Below are 17,970 nucleotides of genomic sequence, written 5' to 3' on the forward strand. Positions count from 1 at the left end.
CAACCATGGCACATAAGAAAGCAGGCGGTAGCACCCGCAACGGCCGCGACTCCCAGTCCAAACGCCTGGGGGTGAAACGTTTTGGCGGCCAGACGGTCAAAGCAGGGAATATCATTGTTCGCCAGCGGGGAACTCATTTTCATCCTGGTGAAAACGTAGGCTGCGGCAAGGATTATACCTTGTATGCGCTGCAAGACGGACAGGTGCAGTTTCAAGTGAAGGGCCCCAAAAAGCGCAAGTTTGTCAGCATCGTGCCCAGTTAGATCAACCTTGATCCTTTGCTAATTTTACGAAGATGGGCCCTGTCAATGACGGGGCCTTTTCATTTGGCTTATGAAATTTGTTGACGAAGCAGAAATCCAGGTAGAAGCAGGCGACGGCGGCAACGGCTGCGTCAGCTTCCGCCGCGAAAAGTACATCCCCAAGGGCGGCCCTGATGGTGGCGACGGCGGGGATGGCGGCGATGTGTACCTTCAGACCAACGCCAACCTCAATACCCTGGCGGATTTCCGCCACCAGCGCCACTTCCGCGCGGGACGCGGTGAAAATGGCATGGGCCGCCAATGCACAGGCAAACGGGGCGCCGATTGCATTATCCAGGTTCCGGTTGGCACGTTGGTCTACGACGCTGACACCGGCGAACTAATTGCAGACTTAACGGAAGCCGACCAAAAACTCCTGGTGGCCAAAGGGGGCCACCATGGCCTGGGTAATATTCACTTCAAAAGCAGCACCAATCGCACGCCCCGCAAAGCCACGCCCGGCACCCCGGGCGAACACCGGCGCTTGCACCTGGAGCTGAAGCTTTTGGCCGACGTAGGATTGCTAGGACTACCCAATGCTGGCAAATCCAGCTTGATCCGGCGAATCTCTTCCGCCCGCCCCAAGGTAGCCGACTACCCTTTTACTACGCTACACCCCAATTTAGGCGTGGTACGGGTGGATGCCCTTAGAGGTTTTGTCGTGGCCGATATTCCCGGGATTATAGAAGGCGCTGCCGAAGGCGCGGGATTGGGCATTCAATTTTTGAAGCATTTGAGCCGCACCAAATTGTTACTTCATCTCGTGGATATTGCCCCCTTCGACAATCATTCCCTGGTGGAAGCCTCTCGCCAAGTGATTTCCGAGGTGGAGCGCTGGAGTGATTCTCTCGCGGAACGGCCCCGCTGGCTTGTCTTAAACAAGATTGACCTGCTTTCCTCCGAGGAAGTAGAACATCGCACCCTGGAACTCGTGACCGCGCTCGACTGGAAGCACCCTGTCTTTACAATTTCGACCGTCACCGGCCAAGGTCTGCAAGCGCTCACGTACGCCGTAATGGAACACCTGGAAACCGAGAATGAAAAACAGGGAAGCCTTTCCGCAGGCGCGTAGAATCATTGTCAAAATCGGCAGTTCACTGCTGACCCGGGGCGGCCAAGGATTGGACACTACCGCCCTCGAACAGTGGACCGATCAAATCGCCGCCCTCTGGAAACAAGGCCGTGAAGTACTGCTGGTCTCATCCGGCGCCGTGGCCGAGGGCATGGCACGGCTCAATTGGCGCGCCCGACCACAACATTTGAATGAACTCCAAGCCGCCGCCGCCGTGGGGCAAAGCGGACTGATTCAAGCCTATGAATCCAATTTCCAGCATCACGGCAGACGAACCGCGCAAATACTTCTGACCCATGAAGACCTGACCCATAGGCAGCGCTACCTCAACGCCCGCAGCACTCTCTCAACCTTATTACGCTATGGCGTCATCCCTATTGTCAACGAAAACGACACCGTGGTGATTGACGAAATCCGTTTTGGCGACAACGACACCCTGGGGGCTTTGGTCGCCAACTTAATTGAGGCGGATTTACTCATTATTCTGACGGATCAACCCGGTCTGTTTGACCGTGACCCCAGTCTGGATAGCAGCGCCAAGCTAATTTCCGAGGCCAGCATCAGCGACCCGCGCCTGGAGAATATGGCCAGCGGCAGCCGCAGCGGCCTGGGACGCGGTGGAATGACCACAAAAGTCCGCGCGGCCCAATTGGCTGCTCGCTCGGGCACGGCAACCGTGATTGCCGGAGGTTCTCAACCCGATGTACTGCTCAGGATTGCGGCCGGAGAAGTTGTGGGGACCTTTCTCATTCCCGATGCGGAACAGCTAGACGCCCGAAAACGGTGGCTGGTTGGGCAATTTCAAGTCAAGGGAAAATTGATTCTGGATAACGGCGCCGTCCACGCCTTGAAACAACAAGGTAAAAGCTTGCTTCCCATTGGCGTCAAAAAAGTCCACGGGCTTTTTCAACGGGGAGATGTGGTTTCCTGTCTCGATGAACACAGCAACGAAATCGCCCGGGGGCTGGCGAATTACAGCGCCGAGGAAGCCCGTAAAATCAAGGGGCAACCTAGCAGTAAGATTCCGGAAATTCTAGGTTACGTGGATGAACCAGAACTGATTCACCGTGACAATCTAGTTTTACTATAAAAAAATGCGGGGAGAAAAATAATTTCCCCACCCCGCATCTTTCTGAAATTTATTGGAAACAAAAAGCGAAAAGATCTAAAAAATATCCTGTTTGGGTACTATCGTTATCCCAGCGCTTTGACACGGGCATTCAACCGGCTCTTTTTCCGTGCGGCATTATTTTTATGAATAATGCCCTTGTTGACCATGGAATCAATCACGGGTACCGCTTGTTGATAGGCCTGACGAGCCTCGTCCGCATTCCCGTCATCCACCGCTTTTAACACCTTTTTGATAAAAGTGCGCATGCGGCTGCGAAGGGCCTTGTTGTGTAAATAACGTTTTTGCGCCTGACGCGCGCGCTTTTTAGCAGATGCTATATTAGCCAAATTCTTCCCCTTATGACTACCGGTTAGTAAATTTTTTAATTATCCTAGCTAATCATACAAAAGTCAATTTCCAGCCTCTTCCAATGACATATCAGCGGAAATGGCCTTTAGTCAAAGATATTGCAGGAAAATTAATTCAACGAATAGCTGAAATAGCCGCTGCCGTTATCTGGGTAATTGTCGATAACGTTACCGCCAAAGGCTTCATTGTTGCCAACAAATTTTACTCGAAGTCCCGTTGGATTGCCGAGTTGTTGCAACGGCAGGCGGACTTCCAGCTGATTGTTACTGGCGGCCATGACCATGTCGCCCACATATTGCCAGCTCCAGCTATTTCCATCGCCAGTATATCGCCACAAGTTGTTGCCCTCTAGCAGATATTCCACGCCCAAGGCGCCCATGCTATAGCCACTGGCTTCATTTTCATCGGTATCGAGGAAAATCTGGTAACCCCAGAACGCGTCTCCCGTGATAATCGGGTCTTGGGTACGATAGGCGATAAACAGATTGGTACTATTATGGGACATCCAACCTTCCAGCCAGTCCAGCTGATTATTGGTGCCCGCCACATCGTCAGGATCAAGGCCAAAAGATTGGGTCCCATTCCAGTCCGACAGGTTTCCATCAATGGCGATCGAGGCAACAGGGTTGGAAACATCGCCATTACCGACTCCCGGTGGTGGCGTACTTCCGTCTCCAATGCTGTAGCTAAAGGCGACGACATCACCACCGCTGTCCGGGTATCTATCGGTAATATCGCCTCCAAAAGCCGCATTCCTCCCGATAAACCTTAAGCGCAACTGGGTGGGAGAGCCTAATTGCTGGAGTGGCACGCGCATTTCTAGCTGGTTGTTATTGACCGCTTTGGCCATAGCACCCAGGTATTGCCAACGCCAGCTACCGCCATCGCCGGTATAGCGCCACAAACTGTTGCCTTCTACCAGATATTCCGCCCCCAGGGAACCATAGCCCGTTGCTTCATCGGCATCGGTGTCCAGATAAATCTGGTACGCCCAAAAACCGCCGTTGGTAACAATCGGCCCTTGAGTGCGGTAGGCGATAAATAAATCGTTGCCATTATGAGCCATCCAACCTTCCAACCAATCCAATTTGTTGCTGGCCCCTGTAACATCATCAGGATCAGGGCCGAATGATTGCAGCCCTGACCAATCTGAAAAGTTGCCATCAATTGTGATAGAAGCGCCTGGGTTAGAAATACCGTCACTCGTAACTGCCTGAACGGTAATTTTTATAACTGCGACTTCGCTATCCAAGCTCCCATCGTTGGCTTTAAAGGTAAAACTGTCCATCCCTGAAAAACCAGAACTTGGTGTATAGGTGAGATTAGGCGGAACACCGGATAATAACCCATTGATAGGACTGCTAACCACTGCAAAAGTTAAGGGATTATCATCAGGATCTGTCGCCTCCAAAAGAATATCAAGCGGGGTGTTTTCATTGGTTTGGTAATTGGCACTTTTAGCAACGGGAGGACGATTGGAAGGCACCACCACGGAACCATACTCAAAGATCTCGGCTTCATTGATAGTCTGTTCTCCTCCCTCCGGAAGATAGGTTTCCCCCCCGGCCACCAAAACCCTGCCGTCTTTCAACAGGATAGCCGCATGCCCCATACGTGCGAAATTCATATCGCCGGAGTTTGTCCATTGCTGCGTATCCGGGTCGTAAATCTCAGTACTGGAGATATAGTTAGGAGAAGAAAGACAGCAACTGTAACCGCCTGCTGCTAGAACCTTTCCATCGGCAAGCCGGGTGGTGGTAAATATCTTTCTCCTGTTTGCAAGAGATCCTACACTGCTCCATGCTCGGTTTGCAGGATTGAACACTTCGGCCTCTCTTGTTCCTGCACAGCAACCGCTTGGACTACCACCAACTACTAAAACTGATCCATCCAACAAGGTAACCGTCCCATGATCTGCATGGACAAAAGCCATGGCGCTGATTGTTTGCCATGTATCTGTGATGGGATAGTAAATTTCCGCTGACTTAGTTCCACCTTTAAAGGTATGACCAGACCCACCTGCAATCAACACAGAACCATCAGCAAGTATATGTGCTGTATGTGATCTTCTTCGCTCTGACATGCTTGATACTAGCACCCATGTTTCCGTAGAGGGATCATAAATTTCCGCAGAATTCAGTGCCCGCTTGCGACCATATACTCGTTCACAGCAACCTCCTACCACTAATACCCTGCCATCTCTGAGGAGGGTTGCGGTATGTCTGTATCGGGGCACATTCATCGCTCCCGTTGTCCGCCAAGTTCCAGTCGATGGATTATAAATTTCAGCAGTTGCGGTAGTTGAGGTAACACCGGCTTCATTCACGGTTCTCCCGCCTACCACTAGCACCAAACCATTGGGAAGTAGGGTAGCGGTATGCCCACTGCGTGGCATCACCATGTCCCCGGTTGCCGCCCATGTTTCATTCTCTGGATCAAATAATTCCGTTGCTTTTTGCTCGTTGCCCCCGGCTACCAAGATTTTTCCATCTGGCAATTGTGTCATTGTATGACTAGACCTAGCGTGGCTCATGGGCTGAATGACACGCCATTGCGTTGCATGAGCCCCCAAAGACACTACGGCAAATACCATTAATAGAAAAAAACGAGAGGCTATGTATTTCCCCCTGTTTAAAATCAAGAATCTATCGACTCTTAGCTGGGATTCTAAGAAAAATAACGGCTTTAAATTGTTCATGTTGTCTGCCCCCTAATTCTCGAACGAGCAATAATGCTTAGAATGCTAACTCAGGCACCCCCAAAAAACTTTCACAGCATCTCTATCTATAACGTGAAAGTTTGGAGGACCGCTGGAATGAAAAAACTAATGAACCTGAAATGTTTTCTTGATCTTTTGTAGGTAGAAACTTACGTTAGAAGATAAACCTTGTCAATATACCACCTCAATTGATGGGTACTGATTTCTAGCTACAAAACGGCCACACACTTAATCATTCGAATATCGCTGTTTTCTAAAAGCACCGCGGACTGCGTCTGATACTTTTCTACATCACCAAGTAGGGCCAAAAAAACCATGCCACTAATCCGATCATCAAAGTGAACAGCCAAATCAGCCATTGCCCGCGCACTTCGTTCAGAATCAAGAAAAAGAACAGGCCGAAAGCGGTGGCCATCATGCCGCGAAGCAATGCCCCCTGCCAATCATCCAGCCCCAAACTGCGGGCAAAAACCAAAAGTCCGTAACCCATGGCAAACCGGTAAGGATAGGGATAACGCAGGCTTAAACAAGCCAGTAGCAATAAAGTGATAACACCTGACACGTTGGTATTCCAAACAGCCTATGGCAAAATGCGCATCCTTTTAAAGGGTGAAATTGAAGACATGATCAAAGCCATTTTGTTCGATTTCGGCGGTGTCATTGCCGAAGAAGGTTTTAGGGAAGGTCTCAAGGCCCTGGCCCGTCAACAAGGACTGGACGAAAGCCAGATCTTTCAAGCCGGGATGGACGCTGTTTATGAATCCGGTTGGGTGAAAGGCCGTGGCAGCGAACATAACTTCTGGCAAATCATGGCCCAGAAAACCGGGCTGCGGGGAGACCCTGAAGTCATGCGAGAGGCGATTCTCGAACGCTTTAGAATCCGTCCAGCCATGCTTGCGCTTGTGGATAATTTGCGGCGCCGGGGATATCTGGTTGGCCTGCTTAGCGACCAAACCGAATGGCTGGATGAATTAGATCGCCGCCACGGTATTTACTCGCATTTCGACAAGCTTTACATCAGTTACCGTCTCGGCAAAGGCAAACGCAGCTCTAGCCTGTTTCAGGAACTTACCCATGACCTGGATCTTTTGCCAGAACAAATACTGTTCATTGACGATAGCCCGGATAATATTCAACGGGCCCGTGAATTTGGCTGGCAAGGCATTGTCTTTACCGATGAGGACACCCTTAGTGACCAACTTCGCAAACTTGGCGTAGAAGTGGACACCTCCATGGCCCCATAAATCAACGGCGGAATAAAACCCAACCCGCCAATCCATAGGCAACCAGGGCAATTATTATCACCGTCATTAATCCCCAATGAATCGCCAACAGGCTGGCCAACACCGCGCCGGTGACTGAAGCGCAACCATTCACCGCCCAGGCCCAGGGCATCAGATCCGGAGCGGTGCGATTCAGGTGTGTCAACGCCAAGGGGAAAGGCATTCCCATGCAAATAGCCAAGGGGGCAATCAAAAGCAACGCTATGCCAATCCGCAGCCATTCCGGCGCGCTGATGGAAAACGTTGTCAGCCAAGGAATGAAACCCAAATCCAGCAAAGCAACCGCTAAAATTCCTACCACTGGAACCGCAGGAGACAATTGCGGGTAGCGGCTTTGGAAGCGCTTTATAGCCATACTACCCATGGCGGCAAAAATAAGAAAACCGGTCAATACCACCGCCACAGCGTATAGGGGATGAGAGAGGTAAAGAATGAGCTTTTGGATAAACACAATCTCGACAAACATAAAGCCAATGCCCACGGCGAAGAAGTAGCCCAGCACCCTTCCCCGGCTGCCCGCGCCGATTCCCCTGGGTAACAGCGGTACAATAATCAGCACCCCGCTCAACACAGCCAGTTGCAGCACCGTCCCCACCAGCAACAAATACCCCAGATCAATCAACGCCACGCCGCCCCGCCCCCGCAGTTTCATCAATTCAGAGAAAGAAGACCATTTAAAGGCGTGAAAGAAATAAGGCTGGGTGTCGGTGGCAGGTTCGATATGGAATTTGTAATCTCTAATAAAATCTTGCCGCTGAGGACCAAGCAGGGCCGTCGCGGCTTGATGAAAATAAGGTTGCGCCAGACGGTGGAAACGGTTGGCCTCGTCTTGCGGCATGCCAGGATAGTAGGCCACATCAAAGCCCCAACGCTGGCAAAAATCCCTCACCCTTGCAATATCTGCCGCTGAAAAAGGAGACTGCTTGACCAGTAGCGTTGCCGTATTCCAGCTCCGGATCCACACCAATTGCTGCCCGGGATTGGAATACCCCGCGTTTTCCAGCGCCTCGACAGCGGTGGCGAACAATTTTAAATTCTCCCGAGGAGGCACCCGCACCCAGCGGGTAATGGAGAGAATGCCATCGGCATTCAGATGATCCAAAAACAGTTCAAAGGCTTCTACGGTGTATAGATATGTCTCGTTGAGGGCGTGTAATCCAGCAGCAGCGGTATTAAAGGCATCCAGCAACCCCACTTGAATCAAGTCGTATTTGTGCTTCGAAGCGGCCATGAAGCCTCGCGCTTCGTGAATAGCCACCTTTACCTGGGGCTGCTGATAAAGATGACCGGAAAAATCGGCATAGATATCTCCCACCAGATCCACCAAGTTGTCATCCAATTCCACCACATCCACTTTTGCAGCCTTGTGGTAAAGCGCCTGCAACACATCCATACCCCCACCTGCTCCCAGCACCACTACCCGGGGATTTTTGAGCAGCCGATAAGCCAAGGCGGAAGGCATCTGTCCCAAATAGGCGTGCTTGGACCAATCCCCATTAAAATGGGTGATAGGGGTCATCGAATCGCCGTCAACAAACACCCCGAGTTGAGAAGGGGGTTCCACAGTGGCATTGAGACTCAATCCCGGCGCATAACGGAAAGGAATTTCATCGTTGGCCACCATCGCCAGCCATCCCAAGGGGCCGGAGCGCTGGTCAATCAAACGCGCACCCTTCACCTCCAGCGTCTGACTCAAAGCCTTGTACGGAGACAGTTTCAGCTCGGAACGGGCAATCAAACCCGGCAATGCTATTGCTGTTAAAAGACAAATGGCGGCGCCAATGCGTGGACGGGCATTTAAACTCACCCAGGCAAAGGCGGCGCTGAGCAGCGCCAATCCTCCCAGAATCGCCAGCACCGTCAGTGGAAAAAACCATTGCAGCAAGCCAATCACCCCCACCGCCCCCAACCCTGCCCCCAACAAATCCAGCCCATAGATCCAGCCAACATGGTTCTTGAATTTGAGCAGCGCCAGGCAAGTGCAATTGGAAGCCAACAGAAAAGGGAGCAACATCAAGCTATATACACCAATCAAACGGAGCCATTGCTGCGGATCCCACAATAACTCCAACGGATTGAAAGCCATCTGCTGAACTGCGGGAAATAAAGTCAAGGCGGTAATGCCAAACAAAGCCGCACTGAAGACAAAAAGCAGCGGAAAATAGCGCCGGGCCAATCCAGCCAACAAAGAAATCAATGTGCCGCTGGCACCGTAGCCCAGCAGTGCCAGGCTGATAATCATGTAGGCAAAATGATACCACTGGACAATGGAGAACAGCCGCATCAAGATGACTTCCAGTCCCAACGCCGCTGCGGAGATCAAAGCCACCGCCAGCAAGAAAAGCAGCGGCGGGGACAGGTCAGGCAAGTCTGGTTCGAGAAGGTGGGGACGTTCTTTATCTCCCACGAGTTCCGCCGGTCAACGGCACAAAACTGACGGGCAACAGTTGGCGGGTATGGACTTTACCGTTGGCATCTTTTTCCACCAACATCAAATATTGGGTGAGGAAACGTCCACCGACGGGAATCACCATTCTCCCGCCTGGCTTGAGTTGTTTGACCAGAGGCGGCGGAATATGGCTGGCGGCGGCGGTGACGATGATGCCGTCAAAAGGCGCATGCGCTTTCCAACCGTAATAACCATCCCCCACTTTGGCGGTGACATTATCGTACCCGAGGCGCTTTAACCTCTCCTTGGCTTGTTTCGCCAGGGGTTCGATGATTTCAATCGTATAGACGTGCTTGACCAGCCTGGCCAATACCGCGGCTTGATACCCCGATCCGGTACCCACCTCCAACACAATGTGGTCTGGTTTCGGTTCCAGCAGTTCCGTCATCAAGGCAACAATATAGGGCTGGGAGATGGTCTGACCATAACCGATGGGGAGGGGACGATTTTCATAGGCGCTGGCACGGTATTCCTTGGGAACGAATTCGTGCCGGGGCACTGCCGCAATCACCTTCAATACCTGAGGACTCAATTCGGATTTACCTGTAAACCCGCCGGTTTCCTTAAAATCCTGTCGAATGGTTTCCAGCAACTGCCGGCGGGCCTCGGCATAAGGATCCACCGCCCCCTGGACCCAGCTTCCCCACAACAACAAAACTATCCAAAATAGTTTGATAAACATTGTTACCCTTCCCTTAAGCTTTCGCGGCTTTGGACTTGGAGGGGTGGCGCTGATTTGCGGGGTGTACGCGGCCTGGACGGCCGCGTCCAAGCCTTCATGGACGAATTTACGGCGTCCCCGCAAATCAGCGCCACCCCTCCAATACAGCCTACATTTTCTCTGTCATCCCACTATGCCGCAACAGCGCCTCAATCTCCGGTTCCCGCCCCCGGAAGGCGACAAAAGACTCCAACGCCGGACGGCTGCCACCTTTTTCCAGGATATGTTCGAGAAAAGCCTTACCTGTGGCGGGGTCGAAAATACCTTCCTCTTCAAACCGGGAAAAAGCGTCGGCGGACAAAACCTCTGCCCATTTGTAGCTGTAATAACCCGCCGCATAACCGCCCCCGAAAATATGGGCAAAGCCATGGGCAAAACGGTTCCACGGCGGCGGTGTGAACACTGCGACTTTGTCCCGCACTTCATTCAAAATATCGTAAATGCGCCCACCTTTGGCCGGGTCGTATTCCAAATGAATGCGAAAATCGAACAAGGCAAATTCCAATTGCCGCACCATTTGCATGCCGGATTGAAAATTCTTCGCCGCCAGCATTTTTTCAAACAAATCCTCCGGCAACGGTTCCCCCGTCCGATAATGGCCGGAAATCAAATCCAGAGCCTCTTTCTGCCAACAGAAGTTTTCCATAAACTGACTGGGGAGTTCGACCGCATCCCACTCCACCCCGCGGATACCGGCGGCGCTGAGATAATCCACCTGGGTTAGCATGTGATGCAGGCCGTGACCGAACTCGTGAAACAACGTCACTACTTCGTCATGGGTCAACAAGGCGGGATCGCTTCCCGCCGGCGGGGTGAAATTACAGGTAAGAAAAGCCACCGGCACTTGAATTTGTCCCTGCAAGCGGCGGCGGGAGATGCACTCATCCATCCACGCCCCGCCCCGCTTTTTGGGCCGGGCATACAAATCGAGATAGAAACGCCCGCGGACTTCTCCTTCACTCCCCTGGATTTCATAGCATTGCACTTCGGGATGCCAGACATCCACGCCCTCCAGGGGTTGGATTTGAAAGCCGTACAACCGCTCCACCACGGCAAACAAACCGGGCACAACCTTGGTGGCGGGAAAGTATTGTTTGACTTCCTCCTGGGAAAGTTGGAATTTGTGCTGACGGAGCTTTTCCGAGTAGTACATCAAATCCCAGGCTTGCAGTTCCTCAATCTGATGTTGCTGTAAGGCGAATTCTCTCAGTTCCGCCAAATCAAATTCCGCCACCGGTTTGGAACGCGCCGCCAATTCTTCCAGAAATTTCAAGACTTGTTCCGGCGACCGCGCCATTTTCGTCGCCAGCGACAGCTCGGCGAAATTGCGATAACCCAAAAGCTGAGCCTTTTCGTGGCGGAGTTTGAGAATTTCCTCCATGATCTCGCTGTTATCCCATTTACCTCCATGAGGGCCTTGATCGGAGGCCCGGGTAACGTAAGCCTCATACATTTCCCGCCGCAGAACCCTGTCATCGGCGAAGGTCATAACCGCCGCATAACAAGGAAATTCCAGGGTTAACAGCCAGCCTTCCAGGCTCTTTGCCTGGGCTGCCTGGCGGGCGACTGCCTTGGCGGTTTCCGGCACCCCCGCCAGTTGCGACTCGTCCTCAATCAACTTGGTCCAGGCATTGGTGGCGTCAAGCAAGTTCTCCTCAAAGCGGCTGGAAAGCTTGGATAATGCCTGCTCGATTGCTTTGAAGCGGGCTTTTTTGTCTTCCTCCAAGGCCACACCCGCCAGCTTGAAATCCCGCAACGCATCACGAATAATCTTTTTTTGCGCTGGATCCAATTGCTGAAATTCATTCCCGTCGTGAATCGCCTTGTGCGCTTCGTACAATGCCCGGTTTTGCCCCAGATCGGTGGCATATTCACTGAGCTTGGGCAAACAAGCATTGTAGGCTTGGCGCAGGGCCTCGGTATTGACCACCGAATTGAGATGACGCACCGGCGACCAGGCCTTGTCGAGCCTGTCATCGATATCTTCCAGGGGACGGATCAAGTTGTCCCAATGGTAGTCTTTATTTTGCTCGAGTAGATGTTCTACGGCCCGGCGATTTTCAGAAAGAATCTTGTCAATGGCAGGTTCCACATGGTCAGGTTGAATTTTAGAAAAGGGAGGAAATTCGTAATTCTCAAGTAACGGATTGGTCATGGTTGGGTCTCTCGTTGGGGAAATCGTTGATCTTGCTTATAAACTTTCATTGGCATGGACAATGGATCCCATCTTAAACAGCATCAGTAAAAACGCAATATCCACAGGGCCTATACACCAGGCTCCGCCATCTATTCAAGCTGGGGTAGGTGGTCCCAGGCATGTATAATGTGACGTTCTCATATAGGGAGACTGGTTTTTACTTCAAAGTTCCCATGGCAAACCTACAAATACAACCCGGCTCACAGGAAGACTTGCGGCGTTGGTTTCAGCAACAATTGGAAGCCAGCCCGGTCCAATATGAGGAAACGCCCCTCAATTATGAAGGCAACACGCCCTACGATATCTTGTACTACCGGTTGCAAGAAAAGGCCGCGCGTTATTGGCAGGAAACCTACGGCTTTGTTCCAACCCCGGGGCAATTATACAAAGCCTTTTTCGGCGCCCAATTTGACCGCTTTCACACCAATCAAAAAAGCTACCGCCACTGGCGAAGGAAAATACAGTGTTGGTTTGCCTTTTTAACCATTAGCCTGTGGGGAAGTTGAACCTGCAGCTTGCTTGTTTCAAAACATGACGAACGAACTTTGGATTGATTGCGCCGCTCAGGTAACCGGCTTTATTTTGCTGATTTATTTCGCCGACCGTTTTGTGGTGGGCGCAGCCAGTATCGCCAGAAATCTGGGCGTATCTTCACTGGTGATCGGCTTGACTATTGTAGGCTTTGGCACCTCGGCGCCGGAAATTCTGGTCTCCTCTTTTGCCGCCTGGCAAGGCAATACCGGCCTGGCGGTAGGCAATGCCCTGGGTTCCAATATCGCCAATATCGGTTTGATCCTTGGATGCACCGCACTGATTGCGCCGGTGGCCGTCCATTCCGGGACTCTGCGGCGGGAAATTCCCTTGTTGATGCTGGCCTGTTTGGTCGCCTTCGCCCTCAGCTACAACCTGCAACTCGAACTTTTGGAAGGCGGCGTTCTGCTGGCGGGACTGGTATCTTTTCTGATCTGGCTAGTATGGCAAGCCCGCCGCGCATCAGGATCCGACCCGCTGGCACAGGAAGTGGAAAGCGAACTTCCCCCTGCTCTCGGCTTGGGTAAGGCTTGGTTTTGGTTTCTACTGGGTTTGATGGGACTGGTGGGCAGTTCACGGTTGCTGGTCTGGTCTTCGGTCGGGATTGCCCATCATTTCGGCATCAGTGATCTGATTATCGGCCTCACTATTGTCGCTTTGGGCACCAGCCTGCCGGAATTGGCCGCTTCCATCGCCAGCGTCTTGAAAAAGGAAGACGATCTGGCCATCGGCAATATCATTGGCTCTAACATGTTCAACATGCTGGCGGTGTATGCCATGCCCGCCCTGATCCATCCCGGCAAGTTGCAACCCCAGGTGATTTTCCGCGATTTTCCCTGGATGTTGGGATTCACTCTAGCCCTGTTCATTCTCGGGCTAGGCAGAAGCAATCCTAGCAAAATCGGCCGCTTCGGCGGTTTTCTGTTATTGCTGGGATTCGCCGCCTACCAGTTCAACCTTTATTTGGATATCCATTCATGAGAGATATCGATACAGAAAAACTCCGGCAATTGGGCCTGGAAGTCATCCGCCTGGAAGCCAAGGCTGTCACCCGCCTGGCGGACCGTATAGATAGCAATTTCGTCCATGCCTGCCAATTGATGCTGGCTTGCAAGGGACGGGTGATAGTGACCGGCATGGGCAAATCCGGCCATATTGCCGGAAAAATCGCCGCCACCTTGGCCAGTACCGGCACGCCGGCATTTTATGTTCACCCAGGAGAAGCCAGCCACGGCGATTTGGGGATGATTACCCCCCAGGATGTGGTGCTGGCCCTTTCCAATTCCGGCCAAACACGGGAGCTGATCACCATTATTCCCCTTATCAAACGCCTGGGGGTGCCTCTGATTTCCATGACCGGACGCCCCAATTCCGTGCTGGCCCGGCAAGCCACGGTGCACATCGACGTCAGCGTCAAACAGGAAGCCTGTCCCTTGGGACTGGCGCCCACGGCCAGCACCACTGCCGCCCTGGCCATGGGCGATGCCTTGGCGGTAGCGCTATTGGAAGCGCGGGGATTTACCCGCGATGATTTTGCCCGCTCTCACCCGGCAGGCAGTCTTGGCCGCCGCTTGCTCCTGAAAATAGAGGATATCATGCATACCGGTGCGGATATTCCGGCGGTAAATGCTTCCGCCACCTTGAGCGAAGCGCTGCTGGAAATGACCAGTAAAAAACTGGGCATGACTGCGGTGGTGGACAACCAGAAAAGGGTGCTTGGAATTTTCACCGATGGTGACCTGAGGCGTTTGTTCGAACACGGCGATTACGATATTCACCAAACCCCTATTGGCGAGGTGATGACCCGGAGATGCGCGACTGCTTCTTCCGATCTTTTGGCCGCCGAAGCAGTGAAAATGATGGAAGAAAAGAAGATCAACGCCCTGTTAGTGGTGGATAATGACAATCTTCTGATCGGCGCTTTGAATATGCATGACCTGTTACGGGCGGGAGTATTTTAAGATGGCATCCGAAATGGAAAGGGTCCTAACCCGGGCCAGGCAAATTAAGCTGGTCATCTTTGACGTGGATGGCGTTCTCACCGACGGCCGCCTGTATTTCGACCCGCAGGGCCGCGAGTTCAAAGGCTTTCACGCCCGGGACGGTCACGGCCTGAAACTGTTGCAACGCACCGGAGTGGAAACCGCTGTTATTTCTGGCAGAAAATCCCCATCTGTGGCCCTGCGCATGGAGAGTTTGGGCATCCGCCATGTATATCAAGGCTATGAAAACAAGCTGGAAGCATTGAAAAAACTACAACAAGTCACAAATGTTCCACTGGATCATACCGCCTGCGTCGGCGATGATATTTTGGATCTACCCATTCTGTGCCGAGTTCATTTAGCCATTGCCGTCCAGGACGCTCATTTCGCCGTCAAAGAGCGGGTCCACTGGGTCACCCGCACCCCCGGCGGGTTTGGCGCCGCCCGGGAAGTATGCGATTTGATCATGCAGGCACAACAAACCTTCGACGTCTTATTAAAACAATATTTACCATGAATTTTTTTCGCCTGATTTTATTGTTATTTCTTTTTGCGAGCTCTCCCGCGAAAGCCCTGGAAAGCGACGCCGATCAGCCCATCTACATCGAATCCAACAGCGCTTTTTATGACGAAAAAACCGGCAAAAGCATCTATACCGGCGATGTCATCTTCAAACAGGGAACCTTGCATATCAAAGCGGATAAAATCGAAGCCTTCACCGTCAAGGGCGAGCTGGAAAAAGCCATCGCCTACGGCAATCCCGTCCAATTCCGGCAAATCCCCAAGCCTGGCAAGGAAGAAATCCGCGGCACTTCCAAGCGCGCCGAATATTACGTGGATCGCGATACCATCGTCTTGATCGGCGATGCCGTGGTCCATCAGGGGGATAATACCTACGCCAGTGACTGGATCGAATATGATCAAATCAAGGGTACTATCAAGGCAGGTGAGAAAACCTCCGACACCAAGCGGGTCAAAATTATTCTGCACCCCAAAAACGGCGATAAGAATGACAAATCCAAGCCCTGACAGCGCCCGGCTGGAAGCCAGAGGGCTAGTCAAGAAGTACCGCAAGCGAACTGTGGTCCAGGGCGTTAGTCTGTTTGTGAACAGCGGAGAAATTGTCGGGCTGCTGGGGCCAAACGGCGCCGGCAAGACCACCTGCTTTTATATGATTGTCGGTCTGATTCAGCCCGATGAGGGAGAAATTACCCTGGATGGCAACAATGTCACCTTCCTTCCCATCCACGCACGGGCACACCGGGGGTTGGGCTATTTACCTCAGGAAGCCTCCATCTTCCGCAAACTGACTGTGGTGGAGAATCTTCAAGCAGTGTTGGAATTGCGCCCGGAACTGACCGCGGGGCAACGGGAAATCATCGCCGCCGAGTTACTGCAGGAATTTGGCCTGACCTCCCTAAGCCAGCAACCCTCCGTCAGCCTGTCCGGCGGCGAACGCCGGCGATTGGAGATTGCCCGGGCCCTGGCGCTGGAACCCCGGTTTATTTTGCTGGACGAACCGTTTGCTGGGGTCGATCCCATCTCCATCATTGAAATCCAGAAGATTATTCATCATCTGAAGGACCGGGGCATTGGCGTTTTGATTACCGATCATAACGTCCGCGAAACCCTGGGAATTTGTCAGCGAGCCTGTATTATCAGCCAAGGCAAAATCATTGCCGAAGGGAGCCCCGAGGAAGTGCTGGATCATCCGGAAGTCCGGCAAGTTTATCTGGGCGAACACTTTTATTTATAGGACTTTGAGCATATTCCATAGATAATGGCAAGAAGGGAGCTGGACCGGCTTGTGGGAATGTTGGCGGCCTGGATGGCCGTCATCAAGCCCTCAGGGAGGAGTTTACGGCGTTTCCCAAAGCCGGTCCAGGTCCCTATTGAGATGGGCTCTTACCGATGGCAGGTGCGCCGAATCACAAAACTTACTAGAATATCCCTATCGTTACAACACATTCATCGCCGGCATCACCCTTGACTGACTTGATTATCTACGAATTCCCCCTGAACGAAAGAATCCGCACTTTCATTCGCCTGGAGCAATTATTCCTGCAAATTGAACACTTCCTCCAAGGGGATTCGATTTGGGAAAGCCGAGCGGCGGTGGAAAGCTTGCTGGATGTCATTACCATCTTTGGCCGCAATGACATCCGTTCGGAATTGCTCAAGGAACTGGAACGTCATCAAAAGGCCTTGACCCGTCTCGCCCGCAGCCAAGGTATCGACACCAATAAAGTCCACGGCATGATGGATGAAATTGAGAATCTTTCCCATCAACTCAGGGAAACCAATGGCAAATTCGCCAGTCATTTGGCGGGCCATGGCCTGTTCAAAAGTATCGCCCAGCGCAGCGCCATCCCCGGCGGGACTTGCAGCTTCGACTTGCCCGGCTATCATCACTGGCTGCAACAGCCGGAGCATCACCGTAAACAAGATTTCAAAATGTGGCTGGCGCCATTTTCCGTCATTCGCTCCACCATAGGCTTTGCTCTCAATACGCTTCGCCAAAGCGCCTTGCCCGTTGAAGAAATTGCCATGGCCGGTTTTTATCAACAAAATCTAGATCAATCCTTGCCTTTCCAGCTGATTCGTGTAGGTCTGGACCGGCATTCTCCTTTTTATGCGGAAATCAGCGGCGGTAAACATCGTTTTACTATCCGTTTCATGGAACCCAGCATGATCGACAAGGCCCAACAAACCTCTGAAGACATACCTTTTCAACTGACCCGCTGTATATTCTGATGAAAAAGCAAGTAAAATGCCCCCAATGCGGCAAGCCCGTCATTTGGAGTCCAGATAACCCCTTCCGCCCCTTTTGCAGCGAGCGGTGCAAAATGTTGGACCTAGGTGCCTGGGCGATGGAAAAACGTTATATTCCGGGGGAACCGGCGTCATCGGAAGGATCCAACGAGGCCTCTTCTAACGACACTGATTCCTCTGAAATCTAGCCTATTTGCCTCCCAAATTTCAGGGAACTTTTCTCCCGTTTTAATGTCTTAGAGTCGTGTTTCAAACACATCTTCCCAAGAAGGAGGTAATCAATGGCTGCAACAACTCAAACTGTAACTGCAGCAGCGCAAGAAGAACCCCTTTTGAACAAAAAGTGGTTAGTTTTTGCGATTCTGCTCTATACGGTATTTTATGCGTGGGTCCGGTGGTATGAAGGGGTTTATGGCTGGAGTGCCGGCCTGGATTCCTTTGCACCGGAATTTGAAACTTACT

The 17,970-nt window shown here is 52.1% G+C and carries 18 protein-coding genes and 1 pseudogene; 13 read left to right on the plus strand and 6 right to left on the minus strand.

Annotated features, from left to right (window positions below; all coding sequences use genetic code 11):
- Positions 1 to 5: 5 nt before the first annotated feature.
- The 3 genes from rpmA to AXA67_10010 all read left to right on the plus strand — a co-directional run bounded on the left by rpmA (position 6) and on the right by AXA67_10010 (position 2,464).
- Complete coding sequence (gene rpmA, locus AXA67_10000; protein ID KXJ40623.1) at positions 6 to 263, plus strand: 50S ribosomal protein L27; 258 nt, start codon at positions 6 to 8, stop codon at positions 261 to 263.
- 70 nt (positions 264 to 333) lie between these two features.
- On the plus strand, positions 334 to 1,374 hold the full coding sequence (gene obgE, locus AXA67_10005; GenBank protein KXJ40624.1) for a GTPase ObgE: 1,041 nt from the start codon (positions 334 to 336) through the stop codon (positions 1,372 to 1,374).
- The gene (locus tag AXA67_10010) at positions 1,340 to 2,464 is read left to right on the plus strand and encodes a glutamate 5-kinase (protein ID KXJ40625.1); all 1,125 of its coding nucleotides are present in this window, start codon (positions 1,340 to 1,342) and stop codon (positions 2,462 to 2,464) included. Before obgE ends, AXA67_10010 begins: the two co-directional genes overlap by 35 nt.
- Positions 2,465 to 2,568: 104 nt before the next feature.
- On the opposite strand, the gene AXA67_10015 is transcribed toward AXA67_10010, so the two are convergent.
- The 3 genes from AXA67_10015 to AXA67_10025 form a co-directional block, all read right to left on the minus strand.
- The gene (locus AXA67_10015; GenBank protein ID KXJ40626.1) at positions 2,569 to 2,832 is read right to left on the minus strand and encodes a 30S ribosomal protein S20; all 264 of its coding nucleotides are present in this window, start codon (positions 2,830 to 2,832) and stop codon (positions 2,569 to 2,571) included.
- 131 nt (positions 2,833 to 2,963) lie between these two features.
- The gene (locus AXA67_10020; GenBank protein ID KXJ40627.1) at positions 2,964 to 4,466 is read right to left on the minus strand and encodes a hypothetical protein; all 1,503 of its coding nucleotides are present in this window, start codon (positions 4,464 to 4,466) and stop codon (positions 2,964 to 2,966) included.
- 1,393 nt (positions 4,467 to 5,859) lie between these two features.
- The gene (locus AXA67_10025; protein ID KXJ40628.1) at positions 5,860 to 6,135 is read right to left on the minus strand and encodes a hypothetical protein; all 276 of its coding nucleotides are present in this window, start codon (positions 6,133 to 6,135) and stop codon (positions 5,860 to 5,862) included.
- Between the two features lies 1 nt (position 6,136).
- Here AXA67_10025 and AXA67_10030 point away from each other — a divergent pair, with 1 nt between their 5' ends.
- A complete protein-coding gene (locus tag AXA67_10030) occupies positions 6,137 to 6,817 on the plus strand; it encodes a hypothetical protein (protein KXJ40629.1) in 681 nt (226 codons plus the stop codon).
- A gap of 1 nt (position 6,818) precedes the next feature.
- On the opposite strand, the gene AXA67_10035 is transcribed toward AXA67_10030, so the two are convergent.
- The 3 genes from AXA67_10035 to AXA67_10045 all read right to left on the minus strand — a co-directional run bounded on the left by AXA67_10035 (position 6,819) and on the right by AXA67_10045 (position 12,181).
- Positions 6,819 to 9,224 (minus strand): hypothetical protein, encoded by a 2,406-nt coding sequence (locus AXA67_10035; protein ID KXJ40660.1) that lies wholly within the window; start codon positions 9,222 to 9,224, stop codon positions 6,819 to 6,821.
- A 28-nt stretch (positions 9,225 to 9,252) separates the two neighbouring features.
- Positions 9,253 to 9,987, minus strand: a complete 735-nt coding sequence (locus tag AXA67_10040) for a protein-L-isoaspartate O-methyltransferase (protein ID KXJ40630.1) — start codon at positions 9,985 to 9,987, stop codon at positions 9,253 to 9,255.
- A gap of 148 nt (positions 9,988 to 10,135) precedes the next feature.
- Positions 10,136 to 12,181 (minus strand): oligopeptidase A, encoded by a 2,046-nt coding sequence (locus tag AXA67_10045; protein ID KXJ40631.1) that lies wholly within the window; start codon positions 12,179 to 12,181, stop codon positions 10,136 to 10,138.
- 215 nt (positions 12,182 to 12,396) lie between these two features.
- Here AXA67_10045 and AXA67_10050 point away from each other — a divergent pair, with 215 nt between their 5' ends.
- From AXA67_10050 to AXA67_10090, 9 genes and pseudogenes are all read left to right on the plus strand, one after another.
- Positions 12,397 to 12,729 (plus strand): hypothetical protein, encoded by a 333-nt coding sequence (locus AXA67_10050; GenBank protein KXJ40632.1) that lies wholly within the window; start codon positions 12,397 to 12,399, stop codon positions 12,727 to 12,729.
- Positions 12,730 to 12,754: 25 nt separating this feature from the next.
- The gene (locus tag AXA67_10055; GenBank protein KXJ40633.1) at positions 12,755 to 13,735 is read left to right on the plus strand and encodes a calcium:proton antiporter; all 981 of its coding nucleotides are present in this window, start codon (positions 12,755 to 12,757) and stop codon (positions 13,733 to 13,735) included.
- Entirely contained in the window at positions 13,732 to 14,715 is a 984-nt protein-coding gene (locus AXA67_10060; GenBank protein ID KXJ40634.1) for a D-arabinose 5-phosphate isomerase, read from the plus strand. The genes AXA67_10055 and AXA67_10060 overlap by 4 nt, the downstream gene beginning before the upstream one ends.
- Positions 14,716 to 14,728: 13 nt before the next feature.
- Entirely contained in the window at positions 14,729 to 15,253 is a 525-nt protein-coding gene (locus tag AXA67_10065; GenBank protein KXJ40661.1) for a 3-deoxy-D-manno-octulosonate 8-phosphate phosphatase, read from the plus strand.
- Positions 15,250 to 15,765 carry a hypothetical protein gene (locus AXA67_10070; protein KXJ40635.1) on the plus strand — a complete coding sequence of 172 codons (516 nt, stop codon included), beginning with the start codon at positions 15,250 to 15,252 and terminating at the stop codon, positions 15,763 to 15,765. The genes AXA67_10065 and AXA67_10070 overlap by 4 nt, the downstream gene beginning before the upstream one ends.
- A complete protein-coding gene (locus AXA67_10075; protein KXJ40636.1) occupies positions 15,746 to 16,492 on the plus strand; it encodes an LPS export ABC transporter ATP-binding protein in 747 nt (248 codons plus the stop codon). The genes AXA67_10070 and AXA67_10075 overlap by 20 nt, the downstream gene beginning before the upstream one ends.
- Positions 16,493 to 16,722: 230 nt before the next feature.
- Positions 16,723 to 17,490, plus strand: a complete 768-nt coding sequence (locus AXA67_10080; protein KXJ40637.1) for a cell division protein ZapD — start codon at positions 16,723 to 16,725, stop codon at positions 17,488 to 17,490.
- The gene (locus AXA67_10085; protein ID KXJ40638.1) at positions 17,490 to 17,696 is read left to right on the plus strand and encodes a hypothetical protein; all 207 of its coding nucleotides are present in this window, start codon (positions 17,490 to 17,492) and stop codon (positions 17,694 to 17,696) included. Before AXA67_10080 ends, AXA67_10085 begins: the two co-directional genes overlap by 1 nt.
- Before the next feature lie 93 nt (positions 17,697 to 17,789).
- A pseudogene (locus tag AXA67_10090) lies at positions 17,790 to 17,970 on the plus strand (methane monooxygenase/ammonia monooxygenase subunit C).

Source organism: Methylothermaceae bacteria B42 (assembly GCA_001566965.1).
Lineage (GTDB): Bacteria > Pseudomonadota > Gammaproteobacteria > Methylococcales > Methylothermaceae > Methylohalobius.

Excerpts from the sequence above, each read along its gene's own strand:
- AXA67_10055 (KXJ40633.1), top strand. The coding sequence starts at position 12,755 with ATGACGAACGAACTTTGGATTGATTGCGCCGCTCAGGTAACCGGCTTT.
- AXA67_10040 (KXJ40630.1), bottom strand. The coding sequence starts at position 9,987 with ATGTTTATCAAACTATTTTGGATAGTTTTGTTGTTGTGGGGAAGCTGG.
- AXA67_10050 (KXJ40632.1), top strand. The coding sequence starts at position 12,397 with ATGGCAAACCTACAAATACAACCCGGCTCACAGGAAGACTTGCGGCGT.
- AXA67_10060 (KXJ40634.1), top strand. The coding sequence starts at position 13,732 with ATGAGAGATATCGATACAGAAAAACTCCGGCAATTGGGCCTGGAAGTC.
- AXA67_10010 (KXJ40625.1), top strand. The coding sequence starts at position 1,340 with ATGAAAAACAGGGAAGCCTTTCCGCAGGCGCGTAGAATCATTGTCAAA.
- AXA67_10020 (KXJ40627.1), bottom strand. The coding sequence starts at position 4,466 with ATGGGGCATGCGGCTATCCTGTTGAAAGACGGCAGGGTTTTGGTGGCC.
- AXA67_10065 (KXJ40661.1), top strand. The coding sequence starts at position 14,729 with ATGGAAAGGGTCCTAACCCGGGCCAGGCAAATTAAGCTGGTCATCTTT.
- AXA67_10045 (KXJ40631.1), bottom strand. The coding sequence starts at position 12,181 with ATGACCAATCCGTTACTTGAGAATTACGAATTTCCTCCCTTTTCTAAA.
- AXA67_10085 (KXJ40638.1), top strand. The coding sequence starts at position 17,490 with ATGAAAAAGCAAGTAAAATGCCCCCAATGCGGCAAGCCCGTCATTTGG.
- rpmA (KXJ40623.1), top strand. The coding sequence starts at position 6 with ATGGCACATAAGAAAGCAGGCGGTAGCACCCGCAACGGCCGCGACTCC.
- AXA67_10075 (KXJ40636.1), top strand. The coding sequence starts at position 15,746 with ATGACAAATCCAAGCCCTGACAGCGCCCGGCTGGAAGCCAGAGGGCTA.
- AXA67_10070 (KXJ40635.1), top strand. The coding sequence starts at position 15,250 with ATGAATTTTTTTCGCCTGATTTTATTGTTATTTCTTTTTGCGAGCTCT.
- obgE (KXJ40624.1), top strand. The coding sequence starts at position 334 with ATGAAATTTGTTGACGAAGCAGAAATCCAGGTAGAAGCAGGCGACGGC.